Source organism: Legionella wadsworthii DSM 21896 = ATCC 33877 (assembly GCF_000701265.1).
GTDB classification, from domain to species: domain Bacteria; phylum Pseudomonadota; class Gammaproteobacteria; order Legionellales; family Legionellaceae; genus Legionella; species Legionella wadsworthii.
The window spans coordinates 160,294-183,640 of record NZ_JNIA01000023.1; the positions used below are offsets into that span (position 1 = coordinate 160,294).

The window sequence follows — 23,347 nt, forward strand, 5'->3', positions numbered from 1 at the left end:
GAGTTTAAAAAACGGCAGTAACTAATTTAATGAATTGAAAACAGCCGGATTAATAAAAAGAATAAACATGTGAGGGGAGCAGGGTTATGTTTGAATTAATGGAAGGCCAACATCAAAGTAATAATAGTGCGGTAATTAAAGTAGTCGGTGTTGGCGGCGGCGGCGGTAATGCCGTCGAACATATGGTGGCGGAAAATATTGACGGAGTTGAATTTATTTGTGCGAATACGGATGCACAAGCATTAAGAGGCTCCAATGCCAAAATTCATATCCAATTGGGTGATGAACTAACAAAAGGCTTAGGCGCTGGTGCCAACCCTCAAATTGGACGTGAAGCAGCAGAAGAAGACAGGGATCATATTAGAGAAATATTAAGCGGTGCCGACATGGTATTCATTACCGCTGGGATGGGAGGTGGAACAGGAACTGGTGCTGCTCCTGTTTTTGCCGAAATTGCTAAAGAACTAGGTATTTTAACTGTGGCTGTTGTGACTAAGCCTTTCTCGTTTGAAGGGAAACAGCGGGCTTTAGCAGCTGAAGATGGAATTCGCCGCCTGGCAGAACATGTCGATTCTTTAATTACAATTCCTAACAACAAGCTCCTGAGCGTTTTAGGAAAAAATATCAGCCTTCTTAATGCTTTCAAAGCTGCGAATAATGTGCTACTCGGTGCAGTCAAAGGGATATCTGATTTAATCACACGTCCTGGATTAATCAATGTGGACTTTGCAGACGTACGTACCGTCATGTCGGAGATGGGTATGGCCATGATGGGTACAGGAAGTGCTGTAGGAGAGCAAAGAGCGCGTCAAGCTGCTGAAGCAGCCATTGCCTCTCCTTTATTGGAGGATGTGAATTTTTCAGGTGCCCGTGGAATCCTCGTTAATATTACTGCTGGCCTTGATATGTCAATCGGCGAGTTTGAAGAGGTAGGTGATGTGGTCAAAGAGTTTATTTCTGATGATGCGACTGTTGTTGTAGGAACAGTAATTGACCCAGAAATGACTGATGAAATGCGGGTCACAGTCATTGTGACAGGTCTTGGTGATGGAAGACAGAGACATCAGCAAGCACAGCCACAACAAGGTTACCGTGCACGTTTAATGGAGACGACACGTAGCGATGGCTCTTTAGATTACCAACAATTAGAGAGACCTGCAGTAGTACGTAAGCAAGCTCAATCCAATTTATCCTCTTCGATGAAGCAAAATAGCGACAGTGTTCCTGATGTGGACTATCTAGATATACCTGCTTTTTTACGTCGACAAGAAGAAGCATAATCCTTGATCCCTTCCTCTGCTTCAGTGTGGATGAAGGGGAATTTAAAGCTCTGCTATAAAAATTATTAGACTAAAGATTAAAATATTGTTACGATCACGAAGTTTTGCGTGCAAAGTAAAAATTTAAAAAAAATGATAATATGAGGAACAAGGTGAGCACTGAATGACAAAACAACGAACTCCTAAAAAGGTGATCCAGGCAACTGGTGTAGGATTGCATTCCGGTGAAAAAGTGCTTTTAACCTTGAGACCAGCTCCTGTTAATACAGGTATAGTTTTTAGAAGGGTAGATCTTTCACCCGTAGTAGAAATCCCTGCATCCTATGAAAATGTAGGTGATACAATGCTCTGTACTACATTACATCGTGGTTCAGTTAAAATTGCAACAGTAGAGCATTTACTCTCCGCTTTAGCAGGCTTAGGGATTGATAATGCCTATATTGATGTGAACGGACCAGAGTTGCCCATTATGGATGGTAGTGCAGCACCTTTCGTTTTTCTTATTCAATCAGCAGGTATACGTGAGCAAAACGCGCCGAAAAGATACATACGCATACTAAAACCCATTCGTGTAGAAGACAATGGTAAGTTTGTGCAATTTTATCCATATAATGGTTACAAAATTAGTTTTACTATTGATTTTGATCATCCTGCCTTTAATGACAAACCCCAAATTGTAAGTTTTGACTTTTCTACAACTTCTTATGTGAAACAAGTGTGCCGTGCCCGTACTTTTGGCTTTCTTTCAGATTACGAAAAGTTAAGAGAATGTGATTTAGCTAAAGGCGGCAGTTTGGATAATGCAATAGTCGTTGATGATTACCGGGTTCTTAATGAAGATGGACTTCGTTTTGAATCTGAATTTGTTTCTCATAAAGTATTGGATGCTATTGGGGATCTCTATTTATTGGGTTCAAGCTTGATTGGCGCATTCGAAGGATATAAATCAGGTCATGAACTGAATAACAGATTATTACGTGAACTAATGGCAAGACAAGATGCCTGGGAATATACTTATTTTGATACAGAAGAATATCTCCCTAAAATGCATACCGAATTTTATCCTATTGAAGCGTAGAAATTATCAGAAATAAAAAATATAGAGCATTTTCTGCTTAGGATTGGGATTTTATTTTCATCTGCTACGCTTTATTTTGATTCATCAACAACAAATATTGGCAAAGGAGAGTTGTGGCATGAAATTTAAAGTAGGCCTTTTTGCTTTTGCTTTATTGTGCAGTTTCTCACTTCATTCCAGCGGTTCGGAAGCACAAAAAAATACCGATGAAAAAACACTCCATATGGATTGGTTCGATACCAATATTTCACCAAGCCAGAATTTTTATCTCTATGCAGTGGGCAACTGGCAAAAAAATAATCCAATCCCCCCAGAATATTCAAGTTGGGGTACCTTTAACCTTCTCAATGAAAAATCTCAAGATATCATTCATCAAATGTTAATTAACGCCTCCAAAGATACTCATGTAAAACCTGGAAGTATTGAGCAAAAGGTAGGGGATTTCTATTTTAGTGGTATGGATGAAAATAGCATCAATCAATTAGGCATTAAACCCTTACAACCCGAATTCGATAGAATTAATCATTTAAATAATTTAGCAGAATTACAAAAAGAAATCGCACATTTACATCAAATCGGAGTGGATGTTTTTTTTAATTTTGGAAGCATGCAAGATTTTAAAAATAGTAAAGATATGATTGCTGCTGCAATGCAAGGCGGTTTAGGCCTGCCTGACCGAGACTATTATTTAAAAGATGATCCGAAATTTAAACAAATTCGCGAGGCCTATATTCAACATATAACGAAAATGTTTGAATTATTGGGCGATGCTCCAGATAAAGCTGCAGCTGAAGCCAATACCGTGATGAAAATAGAAACGCAAATGGCCAAGTCCTCTATGTCGCAAATAGAGCAGCGAGATCCTCATGCCGTATATCATATTATGGATAGGTCACAGCTTTCCCAAATTACACCAAACTTTTCTTGGTCGGATTATTTTTCAGAAATGGGACAAACGCAAATTAAAAGTATTAATCTTGCGATGCCTGAGTTTTTTAAAGATATGAACCAACAATTAAAAGCCGTTTCTTTAGAGGACTGGAAAACATACTTACGTTGGCATTTAATTGATGCCTTCGCTTCCTATTTATCTAAACCATTCGTTGAGCAAAATTTTAAAATGGTATCCATTCTGACTGGAGCGGAAAAAATATTACCCCGCTGGAAAAGAGTGGTGAGCACTGAAAATAGTGCCTTGGGATTTGCTATTGGGAAAATGTATGTAGAACGATATTTTTCACCAGAAGATAAAAAACAAGCTTTGGATATACTCAAAAATATTCGTAAAGTTTTAAAAGAAGACATCCATACTTTATCCTGGATGACTCCTGCGACGCGTCAGGCAGCACTGAACAAACTTGATATGATGGAAGAGAGGGTAGGCTATCCTTCTAAGTGGAGAGATTACTCTAAGTTAGTTATTAATCGAGGACCATATGTCCTTAATGTAATACGAGCGAATGAATTTCTAACAAAACGAGATTTAAACAAAATTGGTAAACCCATAGATAGAACCGAATGGGTTATGGCGCCACAAACAATTAATGCCTATTATGATCCTTCCATGAATAATTTAAATATTCCTGCAGGGATTCTTCAGCCGCCATTTTTTGATCCTAATGCACCTGCTGCTTTAAATTATGGTGCGATTGGGTTTGTCATGGGACATGAGATGACCCATGGATTTGATGATCAAGGTTCGCAATTTGATGGTCATGGTAATCTAAAGAATTGGTGGACAAAGAGCGATTTAGAAAAATTTAAGGCAGCGACCCAGTGTATTGTGGATCAATTTTCTCAATATACTGTTGAAGATAATTTACATGTACAAGGAAAACTGGTGGTTGGAGAAGCTGCTGCCGATTTAGGAGGGATAACACTAGCCTATAGAGCATTTCGTAAGTCCGACGCCTACAAAAATGCGCCTACCATTAATGGCTTAACACCAGATCAACAATTTTTTATAGCAACAGCTCATGTTTGGGCTACAAACATCCGTCCACAACAACTTCGTAACCAGGTAACGACCGATCCTCATCCTCCTGCACAATATAGGGTGAACGGAAGTTTAGCCAACATTCCTCAATTTCAGGAAGCATTCCGTATTCCTGACAATAGCCCTATGGTCAATAAAAAACGTTGTATCATCTGGTAATGAAATTGTTCATTTTGGATTAATTTAATTGTTTATTTGAGGCACAAGACAAAAAAAATAAAATAATTGAATTGCTTCAGTAATGAACATTGGTTAGACTTTCTGCATTGTTTGTTTATAATTTACAATTCAATGATGGAGATAATAATGTCTAAAGAAGAAATGATCTGTCGAATCATCCGCTTGCTCATTCAAAAAACAGACGCACAAAAAGCTTGTTGCGGATGAGCTATTTATCTGCTGTACTCGAGTATAAAAATAAAAAAGTAGTAGAATATTTTTGTCATCACAACCCCGAGTTATCTGAACAAGAAGTACAAACCCTATTTACAGATTTGTTGGCGTGGATTTGGTTAAAGGTTCAAAGAGACCAAAACGGAAAGAAAACTTATCTTTTTGGTCCTTTGCTGATCCTTGATCAATTATGGCATACATTTATTTTGCACACTCGAGATTATATTTATTTTTCAAACCAGTATTTTAATACGTATGTCCATCATGATATTGAACCCCCCGGACAGGAACATGTGATGGAAGAGGATGAGATTTCTGATTTCTTACAGGATTGCTTTACTTATCTCGGTTCAGAATGGATAACTCGTCGCTTTGCCACAGCATTGATGGACTCCATTTGAATCCATTGTGCTGCAGGTAAAATTGAGATTGAAATCAGTTAAATTTCTTTGGGTTCTGTTTTGCCGTCTGCCAAATGCATGAGTGCTCTTTGCAATGGTTCATAAGTGCAAAGTTGACTCTCACTGATAATCATCGCTTTGGTTTTTTCAGATAATTGGTTTTTGTGAAACATTAATGTTTTATTAGGGGTAGTTGGTTCAACTACAGCAACTTTGATTGAGGTCAGACTGTACATGCCTGCTTCTTTTCGCAATGTGTCGCGCAGCTCAGGAATAGCGTATCGAAGCTGTGATGCCCAAGCGGCATCAGTAGTTGTGAGCAGCAAACATCCTTTATTAAAACTTCCTACATTGCAGGCATTAGCCAAAGATTCAGGCAATATGAGTTTTATTTTATTGGCAAGCTCTTCTAATTGAACGGAGCGTAAACATATTTCAGCAAGTTGTTTATTGAGACAACGACTAATCGAGCGCATTTAGGGTTCAGAATAAAAAAATGGATGGTATTAGTATATACGTCGAAACCACTAGAGAATAGCAAATTTAACTTAAATGCAATATCATAATTCTTTGTAAACTCTTCCCGGATTAAGGTGAATCAATGTTTGAGAAGCCATATGATACTAATGTTATTTTTTTTACTCGCATGCACTGGATAATATTTTTTTGGCCGGTAGTGGCTTTATGCGCAGCTTTAGCCCTTGTCTCCTATGCTGAATATGATATCTTGGAAAAAATTGGCTATGGCTTGGCTGCTTTATCTTTATTTTGGATTGGCATGACCTGGATGACCTATTATTTTTCTTCTGTGACTATTAAGAAAAACCACGTGATTATCCGTACTGGAGTGATTGTAAGACAAACTATAGACATTCCATTGAGTAAGATTGAAGCAATTGACATCCGTCAGTCCATATTAGGAAGCATGTTAAGTTATGGGACTGTATCTATTACTGGTACAGGAGGCACCCGAAGGATCATCAATTTTTTGCACAAACCTTTAACTTGCAGACGCTATATTGAGCAATTATTAGGTGAGCTAAATCGAAATGAATAATTTTTAAGAGTGAGGCAGCGAATCTACGTTTGTCCGGAAATTTTGTTCTAATTAATGTACTTTCTTTTCCTTTCAAATGGTATTCCCGCCTCCACTCTAACTAAATCCTAGCTAAAAGTTCCGTCCTGGTCTTTTCATCTATAAATGCGGCTTCTAGGGCCATACGGGTAATTTGGTTCATGGTATCATTTGTATAATTATAAGCTTTTTGAACGCGTTGATATTCTTGTTCCAAGGTAGTGCTCATAAATGGAGGGTCATCCGAGTTGATGCTTATTTTGATTCCTTCTTCAAAAAATTTAGGCAAAGGATGTTCGTTCATGTCTTTAAAAAGGCCTAAAAAAATATTACTTGTAGGACAAATCTCTAAAGCGATTCCTCTTTCTTTGACCAAATCCCTGGTTTCTTTAGAATAAATAGCATTGACTCCGTGTCCAATACGTTGAATTGGAAGATTCTCTATTGCCTCGATCATGCCACTTGCAGGAGCAAATTCACCTGCATGTACGGTACATTTCAGTCCTGCATCAGCAGCAATATGGTAAGCTTTACTAAATAATTTAGGAGGATATTTTGCTTCATCCCCACCCAGTCCAAACCCAGTAACGCATGGAAATCTATCATTATGAGCTTGCTGCGCAACCTTTTCCACTGCCTCGACCCCAAAGTGTCGGACTGCAGTAATCAAAATACGTCCTACAATATTGTATTGATCTTTGACATCATCAATTGCTTGTTGGATTGCTGCCAAATGTTCTGCTGAAGGTATTTTACTAGACAGTTCCGCATGGTCTGGTGAATACATCATTTCAACATATATTGCGTCTTCCTGGGCTCTAGATTTTAAATAATCAAAGGTGATGTCATAGTAATCTTCAGGTTTTCTAATCACTGCTGCAAGCGTATCATAGACTTTTAAAAAATCGAGAAAGTTTTTAGATATATAGCTTTTGCCATCTGAAGCTACCAGTCCATCTGGTAGTACTAATTTGTTGCGCGCGGCAAGCTTTGCAGCTAACTCAGGAGTAATGGTTCCCTCCAAATGGACATGCAACTCTGCTTTTTTCAAACTCATTTTCCGCCCCTTAATCTCTTTAAATAATAGAATAATGGTAACTGAGATAAAAAAGCTATAGAATACTGGGTTTAAATTATAGTTTTTTGGATAGGTTATGAACTCAGACGATATCGATAAAGCTTATGTCAGCCCTTATGATAAATTTATGTTTGAATTTGATGCAACCCATAATAAATCCGCATCTCAAATTAAAGAAATTAACAAGCACAAGCGTATTTTTCTGATGCGTGATTATAAAGATTATCAAAACGAAAATAATGAAATTTGGGAAGAGTTTTAATTTTACTTTTACTCTATCAACAAGCATGAATTCAGGACATTACAAAAATTAATCCAGATCGCTCCTGCCGAATGCGTACAGGGTTGTTGATTTTTTACTGCATAGGGTGTGGGCACAAAAAGAGTAACTGCCCTGACAGATCCTGGGGTTGTTGCCTTGAATTTCAAAACTCGTTTTAAAAGATTATTTAAAAATCGCTTTACCCAAACGCACTCTGTTTTTTAGGTCGAGGCGTCGGGGTTTCTGTCCCAGTGGATTTATTTTACGTGCCCACTTGTAGCATGCTCAAATAAACCCATATATGTAGAAATAATTAACCTATGAAAGCATGCAATAATTTGTATGCCAAAATAGTTAAAATAGATGCTGCAGGTAAGGTCAGTACCCAGGACATAAAAATATTCCGGATGACAATCAGGTTTAAAGCACCGATACCTCGGGCCAAACCAACTCCAAGAACCGCTCCAACTAATGTTTGGGTTGCAGAGACGGGAATACCAGTACTGGTAGCGACAACTACAGTTGTTGCAGCAGACAATGTTGCGGCAAATGCTCGGCTGGGAGTCAAGGCGGTAATGGCGCTTCCTACTGTTTCAATTACTTTTCTGCCGTACATAAGCAGGCCAGTGACTACACCAAAACATCCTAATAATATGATCCAGGCTGGGTAATTGTTTGCATTAAAAGTTTGATGCGAATTCATTACAAGACTATGAATAATGGATAATGGTCCAACTGCTAAGGCAACATCATTGGAACCATGTGCAAATGCCATGGCACAGGCAGTCATCGCCATCAGTACTGCAAAATATTTTTCAACCTGAATAAAACGTTCTCTTCTTCTGATCCTGGGGTGCTCAGGAATTCGTTTTATAATAACCATACCAATAATGGTGATAATAATACTTGTTGCGAGAGTCACTGCTAAATTTTGTTTGAAATTTAAATGAATATGAAAATGATTTAAACCTTTAAATACCGTGATAAAAGATAAAATTGACCCAATAAGGAAAAGGTATATGGGTATATATAACTTAGCTTTAATTAAGGGATTACTTTTTACAAAAATAGTTTGTTGGATGCTGGTAAATAGCATAAAGGCAGTAATACCAGAAATCATTGGCGAGGTAATCCAGCTTATGGCAATACGGCTTACTTGATTCCAATGGATGGCCTGAGGACCCAATACAATAGTACCAAAGCCAACCATAGATCCAACTAAGGCATTCGTAATAGAAACAGGGACACCGAGGTAACTCGCGAGATTCATCCAAATAGTACAAGCCAATAATACGCCCAGCATTCCTTCAATAAGAATTAAAGGCTGCCCAGAAAGTTCACTGGAATTAATAATGCCATCACGCATTGTTTCTGTAACACCTGTCCCACCTAGAAATGCGCCTGCAAATTCAAACACTATGGCTATTAACATTGCTTGTTTGACCGTTACTGCTTTTGATCCCATGGTAGTGCTCATGACATTGGCTAAATCATTAGCACCCACACCCCAAGTCATTAGAAAGCACAAAACGACAGCTAAAAGAAGATATAAAATTGAAAAATCCATAGAATTTGACTACCGAGCTATTAAAATTTGAAGACGACTACCTACATGCTGCGCATTATCGGCTAAATCATCAATCCACTGGACTAATTCGTAGAGGAAAATTGCATCAATTGCAGATAAATCTTTCTCGATTTCAAAGATCCGATGGCGTATATCTGCTAGACGATCATCACTGTCGTGCTCAATTTCATAAAGAGTTAAGATCATTTCTTCAACAATTTTAACTTCAGATCCTCTGAAACCTGCTTCAAGCAACTCATCTAATTCATTAATGGCTTTACATGCCTGCTTAGAGGCATCCAAACAACGGCTTAAGAAAGGCATAAAAACAGGTACCAGCGATTCGGGTATGATCATTTGCCTACTTAAGATAAGCTTTGCGATATTTTTAGTTTTTTTTGCAATTCGATTTTGAGCACTAAGCACCTCTAACAAATCGGTGCGGGAAACAGGTAAAAAAAGCCCCGTTGGCAAATGAAGACGAAGATCACGCTTGATTAAATCAGCTTCTTTTTTTAAAGAAATGATTTTATCTGCTATCTTATTGGCTGTAACCCAATCTTTTTTTAGTGCGGCTTCAAAAAATGGGTAGAGCTGTTTGGCACATTGATGTACTTTACGCATGTGTTGTTCTATTGGTCTAATTGGTGATGGACCGAATATATTAAATATGCTACCCATTTTCGCTGGCATCTCTTATGCAAATTTTTGACAAGTATACCCAAACTTTTTGGGGAACAAAACTATTGAATGGCAGTTCGGATACATTTTCCCTTTTATTTTGTATTTTTATCCATCAAAATAAATATTTCTTCCTTTTCTCTCTTAGATTTTGATTTTGGTCTACAATATTAATACTAGGGTTTACCATAATTAATTTTTCTGCAACCATTTTATGATCAGTTTCAGAGTAACATGACCTTGTAGTAATGATCAAGAATTGAACAATCTGTTTATGGTGTATAATTAGTAAAGAGAGACAAAAATTAAACACTATTCGGGAGGGTTCATGGCAATTATAAGCTCATTGGCTAATCACCTGCTGATCGCAATGCCTTCCCTCAATGATCCCAACTTTGAAAGGACAGTCATTTACGTTTGCGAACATCATGAACAAGGATCTGTTGGTTTAATTATCAATCGGCCCATGCAATTTCCTTTGTCTATTGTGTTTGAACAATTACATATTGAACCGGTACGCATGGAGCAAAGCCGTTTGCCTTTAATGTTTGGCGGACCTGTACAACCTGAGCGAGGATTTGTCATTCACAAACAATTTGGAGGTTGGCGTTCCAGTTTATTTCTGCAAGATGAGGTGACGGTCACTACATCAAATGATATTATTCGCGCCATAGCAGAAGATAAAGGACCTAAAGATGTTTTAATTACTTTAGGTTATGCTGGTTGGGTAGAACGTCAATTGGAAAAAGAAATTCTCGAAAATACTTGGTTGGTTTGCCCATATCGTTCAGAGATACTGTATGAGATTCCCTTTGAAGATCGATGGGATTATGCGGGATCCACATTAGGGATCAAGATGAATCAACTTAGTTCAAATATCGGTCATGCCTAGTCCTGTTTACATCGGTTTTGATTTTGGTTATAAACGGATAGGGGTTGCGGTGGGTCAACAACTTACGTGTAGTGCATCTCCACTTGCTACTCTTAATGCATTAAGAGGCGTTCCAGAGTGGAACTCAGTAGCTAAAGTAATTGCCCAATGGTCACCCCAAGCCTTAATTGTTGGTATTCCCACCTGTATTGATGGCAGTGAATTGTATACAACCGCTGCTGCACGCCGTTTTGCTAAAGAATTACAGAAGCGGTTCTCGTTACCAGTTCACTTAGTAGATGAGCGGCTTACAACTGTAGAAGCGAGAGAGCAATTATTTACACAAGGTGGTTATCGTAAAATCAAACAATCAGAGGTAGATAGTATTGCGGCTTGTGTTATACTAGAACAATGGTTGCAACATCCCGAATAGAGTTTATTCCAATAATTTTGAGATTCCGATCATACTGAGCTATCTATTACTTCGACGTAGTGCGTTTTAATAGATATTCTCTCATGGCAAGCGAATGGCGAAAAATGGAAAAAGACTTTAGAAGACTGACTGACAGTTAAAAAGTTAAGGTTTTTATGAATCATTTTTTAGATATTAGTCAATTATCCCGTAAAAAAATAGAATCTATACTACAACGCGCTCTTTATTTTAAAAATCATAACCAATACCCTTCTTATGCGCATCACACCGTAGCGAATTTATTTTATGAAAACAGTACACGCACCCGTGTGAGTTTTGAATTGGCAGCAAAACGTTTGTCTATGCCGGTAATCAATTTGGATCTGCAGAGTTCCTCTGAGACAAAAGGAGAATCTATAGAAGACACCATTCGTACTCTTTCGGCGATGGGAATTCAATTTTTTGTCATTCGTCATGTCCAAGAAGGTTTACAACAAAATTTAGCGGATAAAATTGGAAGCAGTGTACATATAATTAATGCAGGGGATGGTACACATGCACATCCCAGCCAAGCATTGCTGGATATCATGACTATCCAAGAGCAGAAGCCTAAATTGGATCAATTAAAAATAGCAATTCTAGGCAATATCAGGCATTCGCGAGTTGCCAATTCATTTCAATGCATTTGTGCACAACTTGGAGTAGGGGACCTTGTTTTAGTGGCGCCAGAAATTTGGCAACCGAACCGTTTACATTATGGACGGGTAACCCCCGATTTAAAAGAAGGTTTAAAAGATGCGGATGTCGTTATTTGTTTACGTGTTCAACGCGAACGGCTATTAGAGTCTGAGCATTTAGATCTGGATACATACAGGCGTCACTTTGCTTTAACTAAAGAAAATCTTGTCTATAGTAAACCTGATGTCATGGTAATGCATCCAGGACCTATAAATCGTGGCTTCGAAATAGATAATGAAGTAGCAGACGGAACCAATTCTTATATATTAAATCAGGTTGCCAATGGTGTTTTTGTGCGTATGGCAATCTATGATGCATTAATGGGATAATTTGGTAACTCTTTAAGGAAGTTCCGTAGAACAGGGAAATCCAGGGATATAAACCGATGAGTAATCGCTATAAATATTTATCTATTCTTGTATTGTTGCTCTTTTACTCTTCACTTTTTTATTTTATTGTTAACCATTACCAGCGAATTGATTTCTCTTCTTTTTTTTTATCCTCTCATGCTTTGTTGCAGGGTGAAAATCCTTACCAAAATTTTTTAACGACCTACTTACCGACTCAAAAAATTTTACCTGCTAACTTAAATCCTCCATTTGTTTTATGGAGTTTTATGTTTTTGTCAAAATTAAATTATTCCCATGCACTTTTAGTGTGGTTTTTTTTCTGTTTGCTATTAGGAATTATTGGTATCGCAATTTCTTTACGCTTCGCTTTTTCTAAGCGATTTCTACAGCAAAACTCTGCATATCTTTATCTTTTGTACTTTGCAAGTTTTGCCACGTTAACCAATCTTATAACCCAGCAATTTGGGAGTATCTTATTGTTCTTTATGATGCTCGGTTATTATTTTTATTTACATCAACGTGACTTTCTAGCAGGCTTTTTGTGGGGTATTATTATTTCAATTAAATTGTTCCCTGCACTACTTTTATTTTTTGTCTTAAAACAAAACCGTAAAAAAGTTTTGGCCTCAATACTGATTACTTTATTCATCACCATGGTGCTTCCTTTATTCATTTATGGTCCATGGGTTTATGACCAATATTTTAAAATGATGTCCGGTGTATTTTGGTATGGGGACGATTGGAATGGTTCTCTTTATGGTTTTATTTTTCGCTTCTTTTTTGGCGGCCAAGTGATTCCTAAAATGTCTTCATTAATTGTCATTGAAGTGCTTTACATTGTTTTCTTTTTAATTTTTCTTTTTTGGTATTGGAGAAATTTAGGTCCAAAAGAAGAGGATCCGGTTAATCATCAGCCGTTTTGTTTGACCTTGGCAATGATGTTGTTTTTGAGTCCTTTTGGATGGGTTTATTATTTTTCATTGCTTTTTTTTCCTATGTCGCTTGTCTGGTATTCGATTGCAAAAGACAAAAGTAATTCTGTAAATACAATGCTTCTTTGGCTTATGTGTTTCTTTCTTATTAATTTTCCCGTGGACTATGTTATCAGCCAACATATGTCGAATTTCATAGTTCGAATTAGTTTCTTCTCTTCTTTTTTTTATGGGTTAATCCTATTAATTTATTTATTAGGAAGCAGAAAAAAAATTTATGGTGGCATCGATTTAGTAGGCATAAAAAATTTCTCCATGCCCCCCATCTTTATAATTATATTGTTCGGGTTATTAGTTCCCATAATTTGCTACATATCACGTTTGTTAGAATTGGATTTATTTAGAAAAACTTTGAACCATTTTTTTTAACAATTCATGCTGGGACATGTAATGTATGACGAAAAGACAAAGCTTGTTGTAAATGTCGAAGATCGACATTAGTACATCCATGCATATCCGCAATAGTACGTGCGACTTTTAACAAGCGGTGATATCCCCGCGCAGAAAGCTTAAGTTGTAATAGTGACTGGCGTAGAAAATTTATTTCTTCAGTTCCCAGCTCACAAAATCGCTCACAATCATTTGCGCTTAAATGAGCATTGAGGCATTTTTGCCGCTCCCACTGTAACGTACGGGATTGGATAACTTTTTCGCGAATCGTGTCACTTTGTTTTTCAGTTTTATGAGGAGCGATCAGTTCTTCCTGAGTTAATCCTTGAACTGATATATGCATGTCAATCCTGTCCATTAAAGGTGCAGAGATTTTTGCATGATAACGTTTGATCCTCTCTGGGCTACACAAGCAATTCGCTTGGGGGTTACCCCATTGTCCGCATGGGCAGGGATTCATTGCTGCAATCAGTTGAAATTTGGCTGGAAATTCTATTTGGGCAGCTGCTCTTGAAATACATACTGTTCCTGCCTCAAGAGGCTGCCTTAGCGTTTCAAGAACCTGCCTGTTAAATTCTGGCAATTCATCTAGAAATAAAACACCATGATGCGCTAGAGAAATTTCTCCAGGCTTGGGAGGATTTCCTCCGCCGACTAAAGATACAGGTGAGGCAGTATGATGGGGGGCTCGAAAGGGAGGAACACGCCATGTCTCAAAAAGAGAGGTTTTACCCTGAATAGAATTCAAAGCCACGCATTCAAGGGCTTCCGTTTCCGACAACGGAGGTAAAAGTGTTGGAAATCTCTTTGCCAACATGGTTTTACCACTTCCTGGAGCGCCATTTAAAAGAATACTGTGTCCACCATGTGCTGCTATTTCCATCGCTTTTTTTGCATGGAACTGTCCTTTGACATCAGACCAATCCAGTGTGTCTTGAGGCAGGCAGGAATCAGGTTTTGGCGGTAAATCGTATAGGGAAGTTCCTTGACATAGATAGCTGCAAACTTCGCGCAGATTATTGGCGCTATAAATATTTTTATAACCTGTCAATGATGCCTCATAAGCATTCGCGCTGGCAATAATGAGTAAGCTTTGCTCTTTATGTGCTGCTAACACGGCAGGGATTATTGCGGAAACACCACGAAGTTCACCACTTAATGCCAATTCTGCGATAAACTCATGATTCTCTAACTTATTTTGAGGAACTTGTTTTGAAGCAGCTAAAATGCCAAGTGCAATGGGTAGATCAAACCCGCTTCCAATTTTTGGTAAATCTGCAGGTCCCAAATTGACAGTAATTTTACGGCAAGGAAATTCAAATTGGCTATTAATTATAGCGGAACGTACTCGATCCTTGCTTTCTTTCACAGCAGTTTCTGGAAGGCCCACAATAGTAAATCCAGGTAAACCATTTGACAAATGAACTTCGACGGATACAGGCTTTGCTAATATTCCCAAGGTACTCCGTGTTTTAGTAAATGCAAGATTCATAATTTATTCCTTTAAGTTGGACGTTTGCTTTTATTATTTTCCTATCCGAGTTGTTGCATAACCTGTAGTTATTCCATAATACTTTCTTATCTTTAGCTGAGATTTGAAAGCAACACTAAGTCATGCAAAAGCTCTTGAGTATTTCGCTGTTACGATTCTTTTTGATCTTTGTTAAGCTGTGCTATGAGGACATCAACTTGTTTTTGCAGATGTTCTACCTTTTCTCGAGTTCGAGCTAGAACTTTAGTCTGTACGTCAAATTCTTCGCGAGTAATTAAATCCATATGAGCAAAAGCAGCTTGCAATACTTCTTTAAATTTTTGTTGAATGTCTTTTTCAATATTTTGTAGACTGGTAGGAAGAGCGGCAAAAAGCTTTTTTGCCAAATCATCAAATTGTTTGGGGTCGAACATAATCACTCCATGTTTGGTTTTGCAATGAGTCTAACAAAAGTATAATCACAGCGGAATATATTATGAAAATGATTATGGCAATAATAAAGCCTTTTAAATTGGATGATGTTCATGAGGCGTTAATGGAAATTGGCGTACCCGGTATTACTATATCCGAAACCCGAGGTTTCGGCCGACAAAAGGGCCATACGGAATTATATCGAGGTGCCGAGTATGTCGTCGATTTTCTACCTAAAATTAAAATTGAACTCGCATTGCCAGATGAAATGGTTGAACCGGCAATTGAGGCGATTTGTAAATCAGCTTATACAGGTAAAATAGGTGATGGCAAAATTTTTGTTTATGAATTACAACAGGTGGTGCGTGTCCGCACTGGTGAAATCAATGCGGATGCTTTAACCTAATTGATCAACCCCCGTACCAATAAATGGCACGTTGGGTAATTACTGCATTTAATTGGATATCCCAAGGTTCTGGCTCGAGAAAATCATCGACTCGTTGAAATTGGTAGGCTACGCCATATAAGGGACAATTTTCTTTACCTTTAAACGTACGATCGTAATAACCTGCTCCCATACCGAGACGATTACATCGCACATCAAAAGCAACTAATGGAACGAGGACCAGATCCAAGTCTTCAACTGCAATGGCTAAATCAGGGCTGACATCTGGTTCATTAATTCCAAAACGATTTTTTTGAAAAGGGGTGTCTGGGGTTGCTGGTAAAAATGATAGCGTTAAATTTTTTTCATTGAGAACAGGAAAGTAGCATGTCTTTTCTTGCAAGAGCGCATGCTTCCAAAGTTCCTCCAAATCGATTTCACCATTCACCGCAAAATAAAGAGCAATTTTGTTGGCATATCGAAATTGTTCTAAAAAGCGAATTCGGGTACAAACTTGATTTGAAGCTGTAGCACGATAAGAAACAGATATCTTGGATCGTATTTGTTTCATCGTCTCTCTTAACGCTTTCTTGACTTGATCGGTCATACAAATGTCAGTGTATAGATCATATTAAATTATTGATTTTTTATCATAAAATTTCAAGGTATTGAATTACTCTTAAATTTTTGTCACTCTCAAAACTTTCAGGCTAAATAATTTTTTTTAAATAAAAAACTAGTCAAGCCAATAAAAATAAGGTATATAAGCCGTCCTGGTTTTTATGGGTATCCTTATGGATGTAAAATTTGTACAGTATAATCATTGAGAGAATGGTATGAGTGATTTGTTTGAAGATGATGAAGATGCTGTTGTAGAAGTCGGAGAAGATTTCCTCGATGTAGATAGTGAATTGGATGTCGAAACAGAGGTAATGGAAACCGTTCCTCGTGGTTTAGATGCACGCAGGAAATTAGAAAATATGTTAGATGAAAAACGTTTACGAGATGAATTGGATGATTTTGGGGATTATTAACTCCTATTATCATTGAAGACTCGAAAAAAGATCTATTGATGGCATGAGGGTTAAAGTACAGTCTTATGGTACGAACGCGAGTAGAAACAGTAGGGGAATGCTATAAGGCATTTCCCATAGATGATCGCATTTATTTAGGCGAAGGGTTGTTTGAGACAATAAAAGTTGAAGCAGCCAATCCATTTTATGCTGATTTGCATTGGCATCGGCTCAGTGATTCGGCAAAAAAATTGGGTATCCCTTTTGATATTTCTCTAGAACATTGGATTGAACATCTTTTCAATAAAATAAAACAAGATAATTTATACAATGGCGGTATTAAAGCAATACTGAGCGGGGGTTCTGCGCCTCGAGGTTTGGCATCACGAGGACAGGTAAGCCATCTTATCTTTCAGACTTTCAATTATACTGTGGCAACCAATCCGATTAGATTGGTAAGCGTGCCCTGGTTAAGAGATGAAGCGAATCCCATATATCAGGTAAAATCTGTGAATTATCTCGAAGCAATATTGGCACGCCGTCAAGCAATTGACATGGGAGCAGATGATGCTTTATTTTTTAATCAAAAGCATCATGCAACTGAAACTACTTGCGCCAATTTATTTGTAATAAAAGATGATTTTTTGCTGACCCCCCCACTTTCAGATGGTGTGCTTCCCGGTATTATCCGTTCGAGGTTGTTGCAAATTTGCTCGCAAAAAGACATCACCTGTAAAGAACTATCCCTATCAAAAATACTACTTGAAGAAGCGGATATACTTTTTGTTACTAATTCGTTACAGGGCGTTCGCCCGATACTCTCTTTAGATGAGATGACTTTTTCAGTTGAACATCCTTTACTTAGTCAATTGTCTTCTTATTTCGGCGTTTAAAAGAAAATCTCAGGGGCAGTAGCTTAAAAAGACATAGCAATAAAAATATTAAGACGAGAATGATAATTTCACTGCTTCTGTAAAAGGCACCTTGCTTTAAAACCTCCATTCCCGCATAACCGAAATAGGTATAAACAATTTCTGCTGGAATAAGAAATATCACTGTCGTGATTAAGTAAATACGGAATTTTATTTTCGTTAACCCTAATCCACAATTAACTATATTAAAAGGAATTATTGGCAGTAGACGTAAAAGAGCAACAATCATCCAGCCTTTTTGTTCGACTGCGGAAATTAATTTATTTAATCTTTCTTCCTTCTTCTGGGAAAACCTGTCATAAAATAAATGTCGGGTGATTAAAAAGGATAATGCAGCCCCACATGTAGCCCCTATTAAATTGAGTAATGTTCCAAACAAGGGACCAAATAGGGCGCCTCCAGCCAAAGTCATAACCATAGTGGGCAAGAACATAACCGTAGTAAAACAATATATAATTAAAAAGAGGACCGGTGCAAACCAGCCAAGATGATCAATCCATTGGATGATTTCATTGGAGTAGTTATGAAATAAAAACGCAAAAGAAATTAACGACAAAACGGATAAAACAATGAGGAATGTTTTAACGGGATAAAGCATCCGGAATTTCATAAGCTTTTTTTTAGTCAAGGATAACTCTTTATCAATTATGGCTACAGTCCTTAAAAACCAATTTATCAGAGTCTATTACACTTTGGATATGCCTGGCAATCTTGAAAAAAAATGCCTGATTGGGTATAACCTGAGCGAAGTTTTTTGAGAGATACAAACATGGAACAGGTTAGATGGAAAGAAAAGCAAAAGGAGCTTACTCGGAAGTGGATTAGGGCAATACTACTCTATTGGTTTAAAGTAGAGTTACGTGGAAATTATCAACCTGAATCTAATTCAGTGATCGTTGCGAATAGAACTTCTAAAATAGATTTGCTGTTGCTCGCTGCCTTTTTACCAGAACAACTTACGGTAGCTTTTCCTCCACATTCGGCGGGTAAATTTTGGATGAAGATGATGATGCTCTTTGCCGACGTCATGGTTATCGACTCTACCAATGCCTTTGCTGCAAGAGCGTTAATTAAAGCCATTCGCGAAGGAAAAAGATGTGTTATTTTTCCCCAAGGTATTGGATTGCAGGAGGAAAGCTTAAAGGTTTTTGATGCTCAGGGGATGGTTTTGCAAAAAGCCGGAGCATCAGTTATCCCCATTCGTATTGATGGAGCACAGCACAGCATATTTTCTATTAGTAAAGACAAACATCTTATTCGCTTTTTTCCCAAAATTATATTGCATATCATGCCGGCTCAATCTTTTTTACAAACCGAAAATAAATCTCTGGATAGAAATAGGATGAGTACTCGTTTGTTTCGGTTGATAAGTGAATTAACTTTTGCTAACAGTTTTCAACCCATGCCCCTGTTTGAAGCCCTTATTCAAGGGGTCGCATTGGGTACGAAGAATAAGGCAAAAATTGAAGATGCGAACCGTGCTCCATTAACCCCGAAACAATTTCTTGCGAGATGTTTTATTTTAGGCCGACAAATTAAAAAACAAACCCAAGCTGGCGAACATGTAGGGTTAATGTTACCTACAACAATTGCAGGAATGATCACCTTCTTTAGTTTGCATGCCTATCGGCGTATCCCTGCCATGTTAAATTTTAGCCTGGGGCTTCACAACTTATTGGCAACATGTAAGGTGGCAGAAGTAAAAAATATTTATACAGCCCGCCAGTTTATTTCTTCCGCAAAGCTTGAGGATTTGGTCGATGGATTACAGAAAGCAGGATTTAATGTTTATTTCTTAGAGGATTTTAAATCATCAATTAAATTTACCCATAAACTTGCAGGATTACTTAAAGGAAGGTTTCCATCTTTCGCTTATCGAGCTATCGGTAACCCCGTTTCTCCGGAAGAAACCGGGGTTTTATTATTTACTTCAGGATCGGAGGGGGTGCCAAAAGGCGTTGTTTTATCTCACTCAAACTTACAGGCAAATTGCTGCCAGCTCACTTCGAGGGTGGATTTTTCTTTCCGGGATAAATTTTTTAATGCCTTGCCAATATTCCATTGTTTTGGATTAACTGCAGGTTCTATACTTCCTTTAATCAATGGAATTCATTGCTTTTTTTATCCATCTCCCCTGCATTATAAAATTATTCCAGGTCTAGTTTACCAAACCGGTGCAACGATACTGTTCGGTACCGATACTTTTTTAACAGGATATGCTCGTGCCGCAGAACCTCATGATTTCAGCAGTGTCCGTTATATTTTTGCAGGTGCTGAAAAAGTGAAGCCAGAAACAATTCGGCATTGGATAGAGGCTTTTGGAGTAAAAGTATACGAGGGCTATGGTGCTACAGAAGCATCTCCAGTCATTTCCATGAATTGTCCTCTTGCTTATATGTCTGGAAGTGTTGGCATGCTGCTGCCTTACATGGAAGGCATCATTCAACCAGTAGATGGCATTACTGAAGGCGGACGTTTCATTATACGCGGGCCAAACATTATGAAAGGTTATCTTTCTTACCCGCCTGGTCATATCATTGCCCCCGAGGCTGGGTGGCATGATACAGGCGATATCGTATCTATGGATGAAGAAGGATTCATTACCATTGCCGGTCGGGCAAAACGTTTCGCCAAAATTGCAGGAGAGATGGTTTCCCTTACTGCAGTAGAAGGTGTTGCTGCTTCAATTTGGCCTGAATTGTTACATGCGGCAGTGAGCAAAAAAAATCCCAGGAAGGGTGAAGAAATTATTTTATACAGCGAAGCGGCTCATGCAGATAAAGCAAGTTTCATCAAAAAGATTCGCGAGCTGGATTATTCGGAATTACTGATTCCTCATAAAGTGTTTCCTGGAAGCAAAATTCCTGTTTTACCTTCAGGTAAAATAGATTATCTAACCATTGAGAAAGAAATAGCTTAGTTAGAATAAAAAGATGCAAATAAATATTTTATCAGGTCAACTGGACAATAAATTTATCGCAAAGAGTGCGGATATCTAGTTTGCAAGGTCTCAATATTCTTTATTTTTTCAAAACATAGCTACCTGGTGCCTCCATGAGCGGTTTTAAAGGCAACTGGTTCAATTCCGGGGCAGGAATGAGCTTCCCCGATAATGGCTTTAACCAATTAGACCATTCCGGCCACCAGGAACCTTGATGTTCTGTTGCCTTTGCCAGCCATTGTTCTGGTGTAGCAGGAGCCTGTGGATTGACTTTATAGTTATATTTTTTTGCCTCAGGCGCATTAATAATGCCTGCAATATGCCCTGATCCTCCCAGAACAAAATATTTGGGACCATTCATTATTTTAAAACCTAAATAAGTGGTTTTCCAAGGCGCAATATGGTCTTTTTCAGTTGAAAGAAAGAAGGTTGGAATGTCAATCGAACTGACATCGATGGGTGTATGATTCAGGTGGATTTTACCTGGCTTTACTAAATCATTGTGTAAATACATCCACCGCAAATACTGAGAGTGCATCGTGGCGGGCATGTTGGTCGAATCTGCATTCCAATACAAAATATCAAAAGGAACAGGATTTTTTCCACGAAGATAATTTTTAATAAAGAAAGACCAAATTAAGTCATTGGCGCGAAGTGAGTTAAAACTTGAAGCCATAAACTTACCCGCCAGATACCCTTTTGATTTCATTTCATTTTCGAGTTTTGCAATTTGCTGCTCATCAATAAAAACAGCAATATCGCCGGGATCACTAAAATCAATCATGGAAGCTAGAAAAGTTGCACTACGAATGGATTTTTCCTGATTTGCTTTATTATAAGCAACCAACATGGAAAGAAGTGTGCCTCCGATACAAAACCCCATGGTATTGACTTGATCGACATGAAGCTGTTTTTGAATGGTATGGATGGCGGTTAAAGGACCCTCATTTAAATAATCATACAAACTTTTATGGGAATAATTTGAATCCGGATTAACCCAAGAAATAATAAATACAGTAATTCCTTGCTTCACGAGCCATCGGACTAGCGAATTATGTGGGCTTAAATCCATAATATAATATTTATTTATCCAGGGGGGGATAATAAGGAGAGGAACAGAATGCACTTGGGTTGTTTGGGGTGAATATTGAATGAGCTCCATTAAGCTGTTACGGAAAACGACTTTTCCAGGGGTCACGGCAATGTTTTCACCCAGTTTAAAAGATTCTGTGTCCGTCATTTTTGGAATAAACCGAGGAGAACCCACCTCCACATCCGAAAGTAAATTATGAAGTCCTTGCAATAAATTTTTACCGTGACTTTTGAGTGTTTCGTCCATAATTTGGGGATTTGTATGGAGAAAATTAGCCGGTGACAAGGCATCCAAATATTGTTTTGTAAAAAATTGTAACCGTTTCGCTGTATTTTTGTCGGGATATTCCAGCTGTTCAAATAATGCATTCATATGCTGGCTTGCTAAAAGATAATGTTGGGTTAGCATGTTAAAAAATGGATTATTTAACCAATCTTCCTCTCGAAAACGAGGATCTTCTATGGGCATGGAAGTGCCATTTAACCAATGCTGTAATTGAGCTTGGGCTAATTTGACTGCATCCTGCCAATATGCGAGTTGCATTTCCCAAATCCTTTCCGGGTTCTGAATGAGAATGCTCATCACTTCCTGGAACTGTTCCGTCAATTCGATGTACTGATTGATTATCGTGGAAATGTGGTGCGGTGCTGATTGGATTTCAGAAATTATCTGAAGGCTTTTCTCAGCAATTGCATGCAATAAGTCGTTAAGTTCCTTGTCATGAATCATTCTAACTCCTGTTAGACTATTTAACAGGAGTATATTTTGGTTTTTTTATCAATGATTAGCAAGTTTTATTGATTTTAAAAGATTGTTGAAAAATATCGAGTGCTTCTTGGGATTTATCAATATCTTCTTGAGTTTTTGTTTTCACAGTAGTCCAGAAGGAAGGTTGCGATTTATAATGGAAATAGTTGGGAGGGTAGATACAACTTAAAATCCGACAAAAATTAAAAAACTTTTCTTTAAACCCCCGGTGTTTTTCGATACCATGTCCTTGAGCATCCGCATAAGCTTGAGTTATTGATTTTTCATCTATTTGGGTTAACTGATTTGCTTGAGAAATTCGTGATGTAATTTTTAGGAGCTTTCTACTAAGAGTTATAGCAGCCCTACCTGCTTGTTTGTCATCTTTCTTTATTCTATGAGCATCTAATTCAATGGGATAAATTGCAGCAAACGCCTTATAATGATCGTCGCTGGCAATTTGCTTTTCTAATTGTTGATTAAGAATTGTTAATACTATACCGAACTTAACGTCCATTTTGGGAAGATTATCCATGATTATTTTAAGAGCCTCTAATTGATCACGAGTGACGAATATACCTTCAATTGCTGGACCAACTAATTCATCTATTTTAATATTAATTTTGTCATTATCAACTTCCACATCCATATCACCTAGACGGGCTTCTTTTCTAGTTTTTTGAGCTTTTTCTAAAGCTAACTGGGCAATCTCCTTGAGAGCTTCTGTATGTAATTCCATGCACGTTCTTCTCAGTTCTTTTAAATTTTG

Annotated in this window: 24 protein-coding genes; 14 read left to right on the top strand and 10 right to left on the bottom strand. The window is 37.9% G+C overall.

Translation table 11 applies throughout. The annotated features are described in order from the left end of the window. Positions 1-86: 86 nt before the first annotated feature. The 4 genes from ftsZ (at position 87) to BU07_RS0103005 (ending at position 5,148) form a co-directional block, all read left to right on the top strand. Positions 87-1,280: a cell division protein FtsZ gene (ftsZ, locus tag BU07_RS0102985; RefSeq protein ID WP_031563585.1), complete on the top strand. Its 1,194-nt coding sequence runs from the start codon at positions 87-89 to the stop codon at positions 1,278-1,280. 163 nt (positions 1,281-1,443) lie between these two features. Further along, entirely contained in the window at positions 1,444-2,358 is a 915-nt protein-coding gene (gene lpxC, locus BU07_RS0102990; RefSeq protein ID WP_031563586.1) for a UDP-3-O-acyl-N-acetylglucosamine deacetylase, read from the top strand. 118 nt (positions 2,359-2,476) lie between these two features. Then, on the top strand, positions 2,477-4,513 hold the full coding sequence (locus tag BU07_RS0102995) for a M13 family metallopeptidase (RefSeq protein ID WP_031563589.1): 2,037 nt from the start codon (positions 2,477-2,479) through the stop codon (positions 4,511-4,513). A 224-nt stretch (positions 4,514-4,737) separates the two neighbouring features. Next, a complete protein-coding gene (locus BU07_RS0103005) occupies positions 4,738-5,148 on the top strand; it encodes a glycine-rich domain-containing protein (RefSeq protein ID WP_031563591.1) in 411 nt (136 codons plus the stop codon). A 38-nt stretch (positions 5,149-5,186) separates the two neighbouring features. Here BU07_RS0103005 and BU07_RS0103010 read toward each other — a convergent pair whose 3' ends face one another. After that, a complete protein-coding gene (locus BU07_RS0103010) occupies positions 5,187-5,624 on the bottom strand; it encodes a DciA family protein (protein ID WP_031563593.1) in 438 nt (145 codons plus the stop codon). Positions 5,625-5,749: 125 nt separating this feature from the next. Between BU07_RS0103010 and BU07_RS0103015 the strand changes: the two genes are divergently transcribed. Further along, complete coding sequence (locus BU07_RS0103015; RefSeq protein ID WP_031563596.1) at positions 5,750-6,205, top strand: PH domain-containing protein; 456 nt, start codon at positions 5,750-5,752, stop codon at positions 6,203-6,205. A 100-nt stretch (positions 6,206-6,305) separates the two neighbouring features. Here the strand turns inward: BU07_RS0103015 and BU07_RS0103020 are convergent, their stop codons facing one another. Further along, positions 6,306-7,280: an adenosine deaminase gene (locus BU07_RS0103020; RefSeq protein ID WP_031563598.1), complete on the bottom strand. Its 975-nt coding sequence runs from the start codon at positions 7,278-7,280 to the stop codon at positions 6,306-6,308. 97 nt (positions 7,281-7,377) lie between these two features. On the opposite strand from BU07_RS0103020, the gene BU07_RS0103025 reads away from it, so the two are divergent. Continuing rightward, positions 7,378-7,563 carry a CBU_0585 family protein gene (locus BU07_RS0103025; RefSeq protein ID WP_031563600.1) on the top strand — a complete coding sequence of 62 codons (186 nt, stop codon included), beginning with the start codon at positions 7,378-7,380 and terminating at the stop codon, positions 7,561-7,563. Positions 7,564-7,876: 313 nt separating this feature from the next. On the opposite strand, the gene BU07_RS0103030 is transcribed toward BU07_RS0103025, so the two are convergent. Then, a complete protein-coding gene (locus BU07_RS0103030) occupies positions 7,877-9,130 on the bottom strand; it encodes an inorganic phosphate transporter (protein WP_031563602.1) in 1,254 nt (417 codons plus the stop codon). A gap of 9 nt (positions 9,131-9,139) precedes the next feature. Beyond that, entirely contained in the window at positions 9,140-9,811 is a 672-nt protein-coding gene (locus tag BU07_RS0103035) for a TIGR00153 family protein (RefSeq protein ID WP_031563604.1), read from the bottom strand. 328 nt (positions 9,812-10,139) lie between these two features. On the opposite strand from BU07_RS0103035, the gene BU07_RS0103040 reads away from it, so the two are divergent. The 4 genes from BU07_RS0103040 to BU07_RS0103055 all read left to right on the top strand — a co-directional run bounded on the left by BU07_RS0103040 (position 10,140) and on the right by BU07_RS0103055 (position 13,543). Then, on the top strand, positions 10,140-10,703 hold the full coding sequence (locus BU07_RS0103040) for a YqgE/AlgH family protein (RefSeq protein WP_031563606.1): 564 nt from the start codon (positions 10,140-10,142) through the stop codon (positions 10,701-10,703). Then, positions 10,696-11,115 (top strand): Holliday junction resolvase RuvX, encoded by a 420-nt coding sequence (ruvX, locus tag BU07_RS0103045; RefSeq protein WP_031563609.1) that lies wholly within the window; start codon positions 10,696-10,698, stop codon positions 11,113-11,115. Before BU07_RS0103040 ends, ruvX begins: the two co-directional genes overlap by 8 nt. A gap of 155 nt (positions 11,116-11,270) precedes the next feature. Then, entirely contained in the window at positions 11,271-12,161 is an 891-nt protein-coding gene (locus tag BU07_RS0103050) for an aspartate carbamoyltransferase catalytic subunit (RefSeq protein WP_031563611.1), read from the top strand. Positions 12,162-12,217: 56 nt separating this feature from the next. Next, positions 12,218-13,543: a glycosyltransferase family 87 protein gene (locus BU07_RS0103055; RefSeq protein ID WP_031563614.1), complete on the top strand. Its 1,326-nt coding sequence runs from the start codon at positions 12,218-12,220 to the stop codon at positions 13,541-13,543. 4 nt (positions 13,544-13,547) lie between these two features. On the opposite strand, the gene BU07_RS0103060 is transcribed toward BU07_RS0103055, so the two are convergent. Next, on the bottom strand, positions 13,548-15,056 hold the full coding sequence (locus tag BU07_RS0103060) for a YifB family Mg chelatase-like AAA ATPase (RefSeq protein WP_031563616.1): 1,509 nt from the start codon (positions 15,054-15,056) through the stop codon (positions 13,548-13,550). 149 nt (positions 15,057-15,205) lie between these two features. After that, positions 15,206-15,469, bottom strand: coding sequence for a ubiquinone biosynthesis accessory factor UbiK (ubiK, locus tag BU07_RS0103065; RefSeq protein ID WP_031563619.1), 264 nt, complete (start codon positions 15,467-15,469; stop codon positions 15,206-15,208). 62 nt (positions 15,470-15,531) lie between these two features. Here ubiK and BU07_RS0103070 point away from each other — a divergent pair, with 62 nt between their 5' ends. Beyond that, positions 15,532-15,873, top strand: coding sequence for a P-II family nitrogen regulator (locus tag BU07_RS0103070; RefSeq protein ID WP_031563621.1), 342 nt, complete (start codon positions 15,532-15,534; stop codon positions 15,871-15,873). Between the two features lie 4 nt (positions 15,874-15,877). On the opposite strand, the gene BU07_RS0103075 is transcribed toward BU07_RS0103070, so the two are convergent. Further along, the gene (locus BU07_RS0103075; RefSeq protein ID WP_031563623.1) at positions 15,878-16,459 is read right to left on the bottom strand and encodes a 5-formyltetrahydrofolate cyclo-ligase; all 582 of its coding nucleotides are present in this window, start codon (positions 16,457-16,459) and stop codon (positions 15,878-15,880) included. Between the two features lie 229 nt (positions 16,460-16,688). On the opposite strand from BU07_RS0103075, the gene BU07_RS0103080 reads away from it, so the two are divergent. Next, positions 16,689-16,886 carry a PA3496 family putative envelope integrity protein gene (locus tag BU07_RS0103080; protein WP_031563625.1) on the top strand — a complete coding sequence of 66 codons (198 nt, stop codon included), beginning with the start codon at positions 16,689-16,691 and terminating at the stop codon, positions 16,884-16,886. A gap of 65 nt (positions 16,887-16,951) precedes the next feature. Next, entirely contained in the window at positions 16,952-17,758 is an 807-nt protein-coding gene (locus BU07_RS0103085; RefSeq protein ID WP_031563627.1) for an aminotransferase class IV, read from the top strand. On the opposite strand, the gene BU07_RS0103090 is transcribed toward BU07_RS0103085, so the two are convergent. Next, positions 17,727-18,407, bottom strand: coding sequence for a VTT domain-containing protein (locus BU07_RS0103090; protein ID WP_031563630.1), 681 nt, complete (start codon positions 18,405-18,407; stop codon positions 17,727-17,729). The two genes, BU07_RS0103085 and BU07_RS0103090, sit on opposite strands and share 32 nt — an antisense overlap. A 159-nt stretch (positions 18,408-18,566) precedes the next feature. Here BU07_RS0103090 and BU07_RS0103100 point away from each other — a divergent pair, with 159 nt between their 5' ends. Beyond that, positions 18,567-20,717 carry an AMP-binding protein gene (locus BU07_RS0103100; RefSeq protein WP_031563632.1) on the top strand — a complete coding sequence of 717 codons (2,151 nt, stop codon included), beginning with the start codon at positions 18,567-18,569 and terminating at the stop codon, positions 20,715-20,717. A gap of 100 nt (positions 20,718-20,817) precedes the next feature. Here the strand turns inward: BU07_RS0103100 and BU07_RS0103105 are convergent, their stop codons facing one another. Next, entirely contained in the window at positions 20,818-22,560 is a 1,743-nt protein-coding gene (locus BU07_RS0103105; RefSeq protein WP_031563634.1) for a PHA/PHB synthase family protein, read from the bottom strand. A 55-nt stretch (positions 22,561-22,615) separates the two neighbouring features. Beyond that, on the bottom strand, positions 22,616-23,317 hold the full coding sequence (locus BU07_RS0103110) for a hypothetical protein (protein WP_133134463.1): 702 nt from the start codon (positions 23,315-23,317) through the stop codon (positions 22,616-22,618). Positions 23,318-23,347: the final 30 nt, after the last annotated feature.

What these genes read in the sequence shown, in the direction of transcription:
- BU07_RS0103020 (WP_031563598.1), bottom strand. Translation starts at nt 7,280, where the DNA reads ATGAGTTTGAAAAAAGCAGAGTTGCATGTCCATTTGGAGGGAACCATT.
- BU07_RS0103100 (WP_031563632.1), top strand. Translation starts at nt 18,567, where the DNA reads ATGGAACAGGTTAGATGGAAAGAAAAGCAAAAGGAGCTTACTCGGAAG.
- BU07_RS0103110 (WP_133134463.1), bottom strand. Translation starts at nt 23,317, where the DNA reads ATGGAATTACATACAGAAGCTCTCAAGGAGATTGCCCAGTTAGCTTTA.
- BU07_RS0103080 (WP_031563625.1), top strand. Translation starts at nt 16,689, where the DNA reads ATGAGTGATTTGTTTGAAGATGATGAAGATGCTGTTGTAGAAGTCGGA.
- BU07_RS0103015 (WP_031563596.1), top strand. Translation starts at nt 5,750, where the DNA reads ATGTTTGAGAAGCCATATGATACTAATGTTATTTTTTTTACTCGCATG.
- BU07_RS0103030 (WP_031563602.1), bottom strand. Translation starts at nt 9,130, where the DNA reads ATGGATTTTTCAATTTTATATCTTCTTTTAGCTGTCGTTTTGTGCTTT.
- BU07_RS0103005 (WP_031563591.1), top strand. Translation starts at nt 4,738, where the DNA reads ATGAGCTATTTATCTGCTGTACTCGAGTATAAAAATAAAAAAGTAGTA.
- BU07_RS0103105 (WP_031563634.1), bottom strand. Translation starts at nt 22,560, where the DNA reads ATGATTCATGACAAGGAACTTAACGACTTATTGCATGCAATTGCTGAG.
- lpxC (WP_031563586.1), top strand. Translation starts at nt 1,444, where the DNA reads ATGACAAAACAACGAACTCCTAAAAAGGTGATCCAGGCAACTGGTGTA.
- ruvX (WP_031563609.1), top strand. Translation starts at nt 10,696, where the DNA reads ATGCCTAGTCCTGTTTACATCGGTTTTGATTTTGGTTATAAACGGATA.
- BU07_RS0103060 (WP_031563616.1), bottom strand. Translation starts at nt 15,056, where the DNA reads ATGAATCTTGCATTTACTAAAACACGGAGTACCTTGGGAATATTAGCA.
- BU07_RS0102995 (WP_031563589.1), top strand. Translation starts at nt 2,477, where the DNA reads ATGAAATTTAAAGTAGGCCTTTTTGCTTTTGCTTTATTGTGCAGTTTC.
- BU07_RS0103040 (WP_031563606.1), top strand. Translation starts at nt 10,140, where the DNA reads ATGGCAATTATAAGCTCATTGGCTAATCACCTGCTGATCGCAATGCCT.
- BU07_RS0103090 (WP_031563630.1), bottom strand. Translation starts at nt 18,407, where the DNA reads ATGAAATTCCGGATGCTTTATCCCGTTAAAACATTCCTCATTGTTTTA.
- BU07_RS0103050 (WP_031563611.1), top strand. Translation starts at nt 11,271, where the DNA reads ATGAATCATTTTTTAGATATTAGTCAATTATCCCGTAAAAAAATAGAA.
- BU07_RS0103055 (WP_031563614.1), top strand. Translation starts at nt 12,218, where the DNA reads ATGAGTAATCGCTATAAATATTTATCTATTCTTGTATTGTTGCTCTTT.
- ubiK (WP_031563619.1), bottom strand. Translation starts at nt 15,469, where the DNA reads ATGTTCGACCCCAAACAATTTGATGATTTGGCAAAAAAGCTTTTTGCC.
- BU07_RS0103085 (WP_031563627.1), top strand. Translation starts at nt 16,952, where the DNA reads ATGGTACGAACGCGAGTAGAAACAGTAGGGGAATGCTATAAGGCATTT.
- BU07_RS0103025 (WP_031563600.1), top strand. Translation starts at nt 7,378, where the DNA reads ATGAACTCAGACGATATCGATAAAGCTTATGTCAGCCCTTATGATAAA.
- BU07_RS0103075 (WP_031563623.1), bottom strand. Translation starts at nt 16,459, where the DNA reads ATGACCGATCAAGTCAAGAAAGCGTTAAGAGAGACGATGAAACAAATA.
- BU07_RS0103070 (WP_031563621.1), top strand. Translation starts at nt 15,532, where the DNA reads ATGAAAATGATTATGGCAATAATAAAGCCTTTTAAATTGGATGATGTT.
- BU07_RS0103035 (WP_031563604.1), bottom strand. Translation starts at nt 9,811, where the DNA reads ATGGGTAGCATATTTAATATATTCGGTCCATCACCAATTAGACCAATA.
- ftsZ (WP_031563585.1), top strand. Translation starts at nt 87, where the DNA reads ATGTTTGAATTAATGGAAGGCCAACATCAAAGTAATAATAGTGCGGTA.
- BU07_RS0103010 (WP_031563593.1), bottom strand. Translation starts at nt 5,624, where the DNA reads ATGCGCTCGATTAGTCGTTGTCTCAATAAACAACTTGCTGAAATATGT.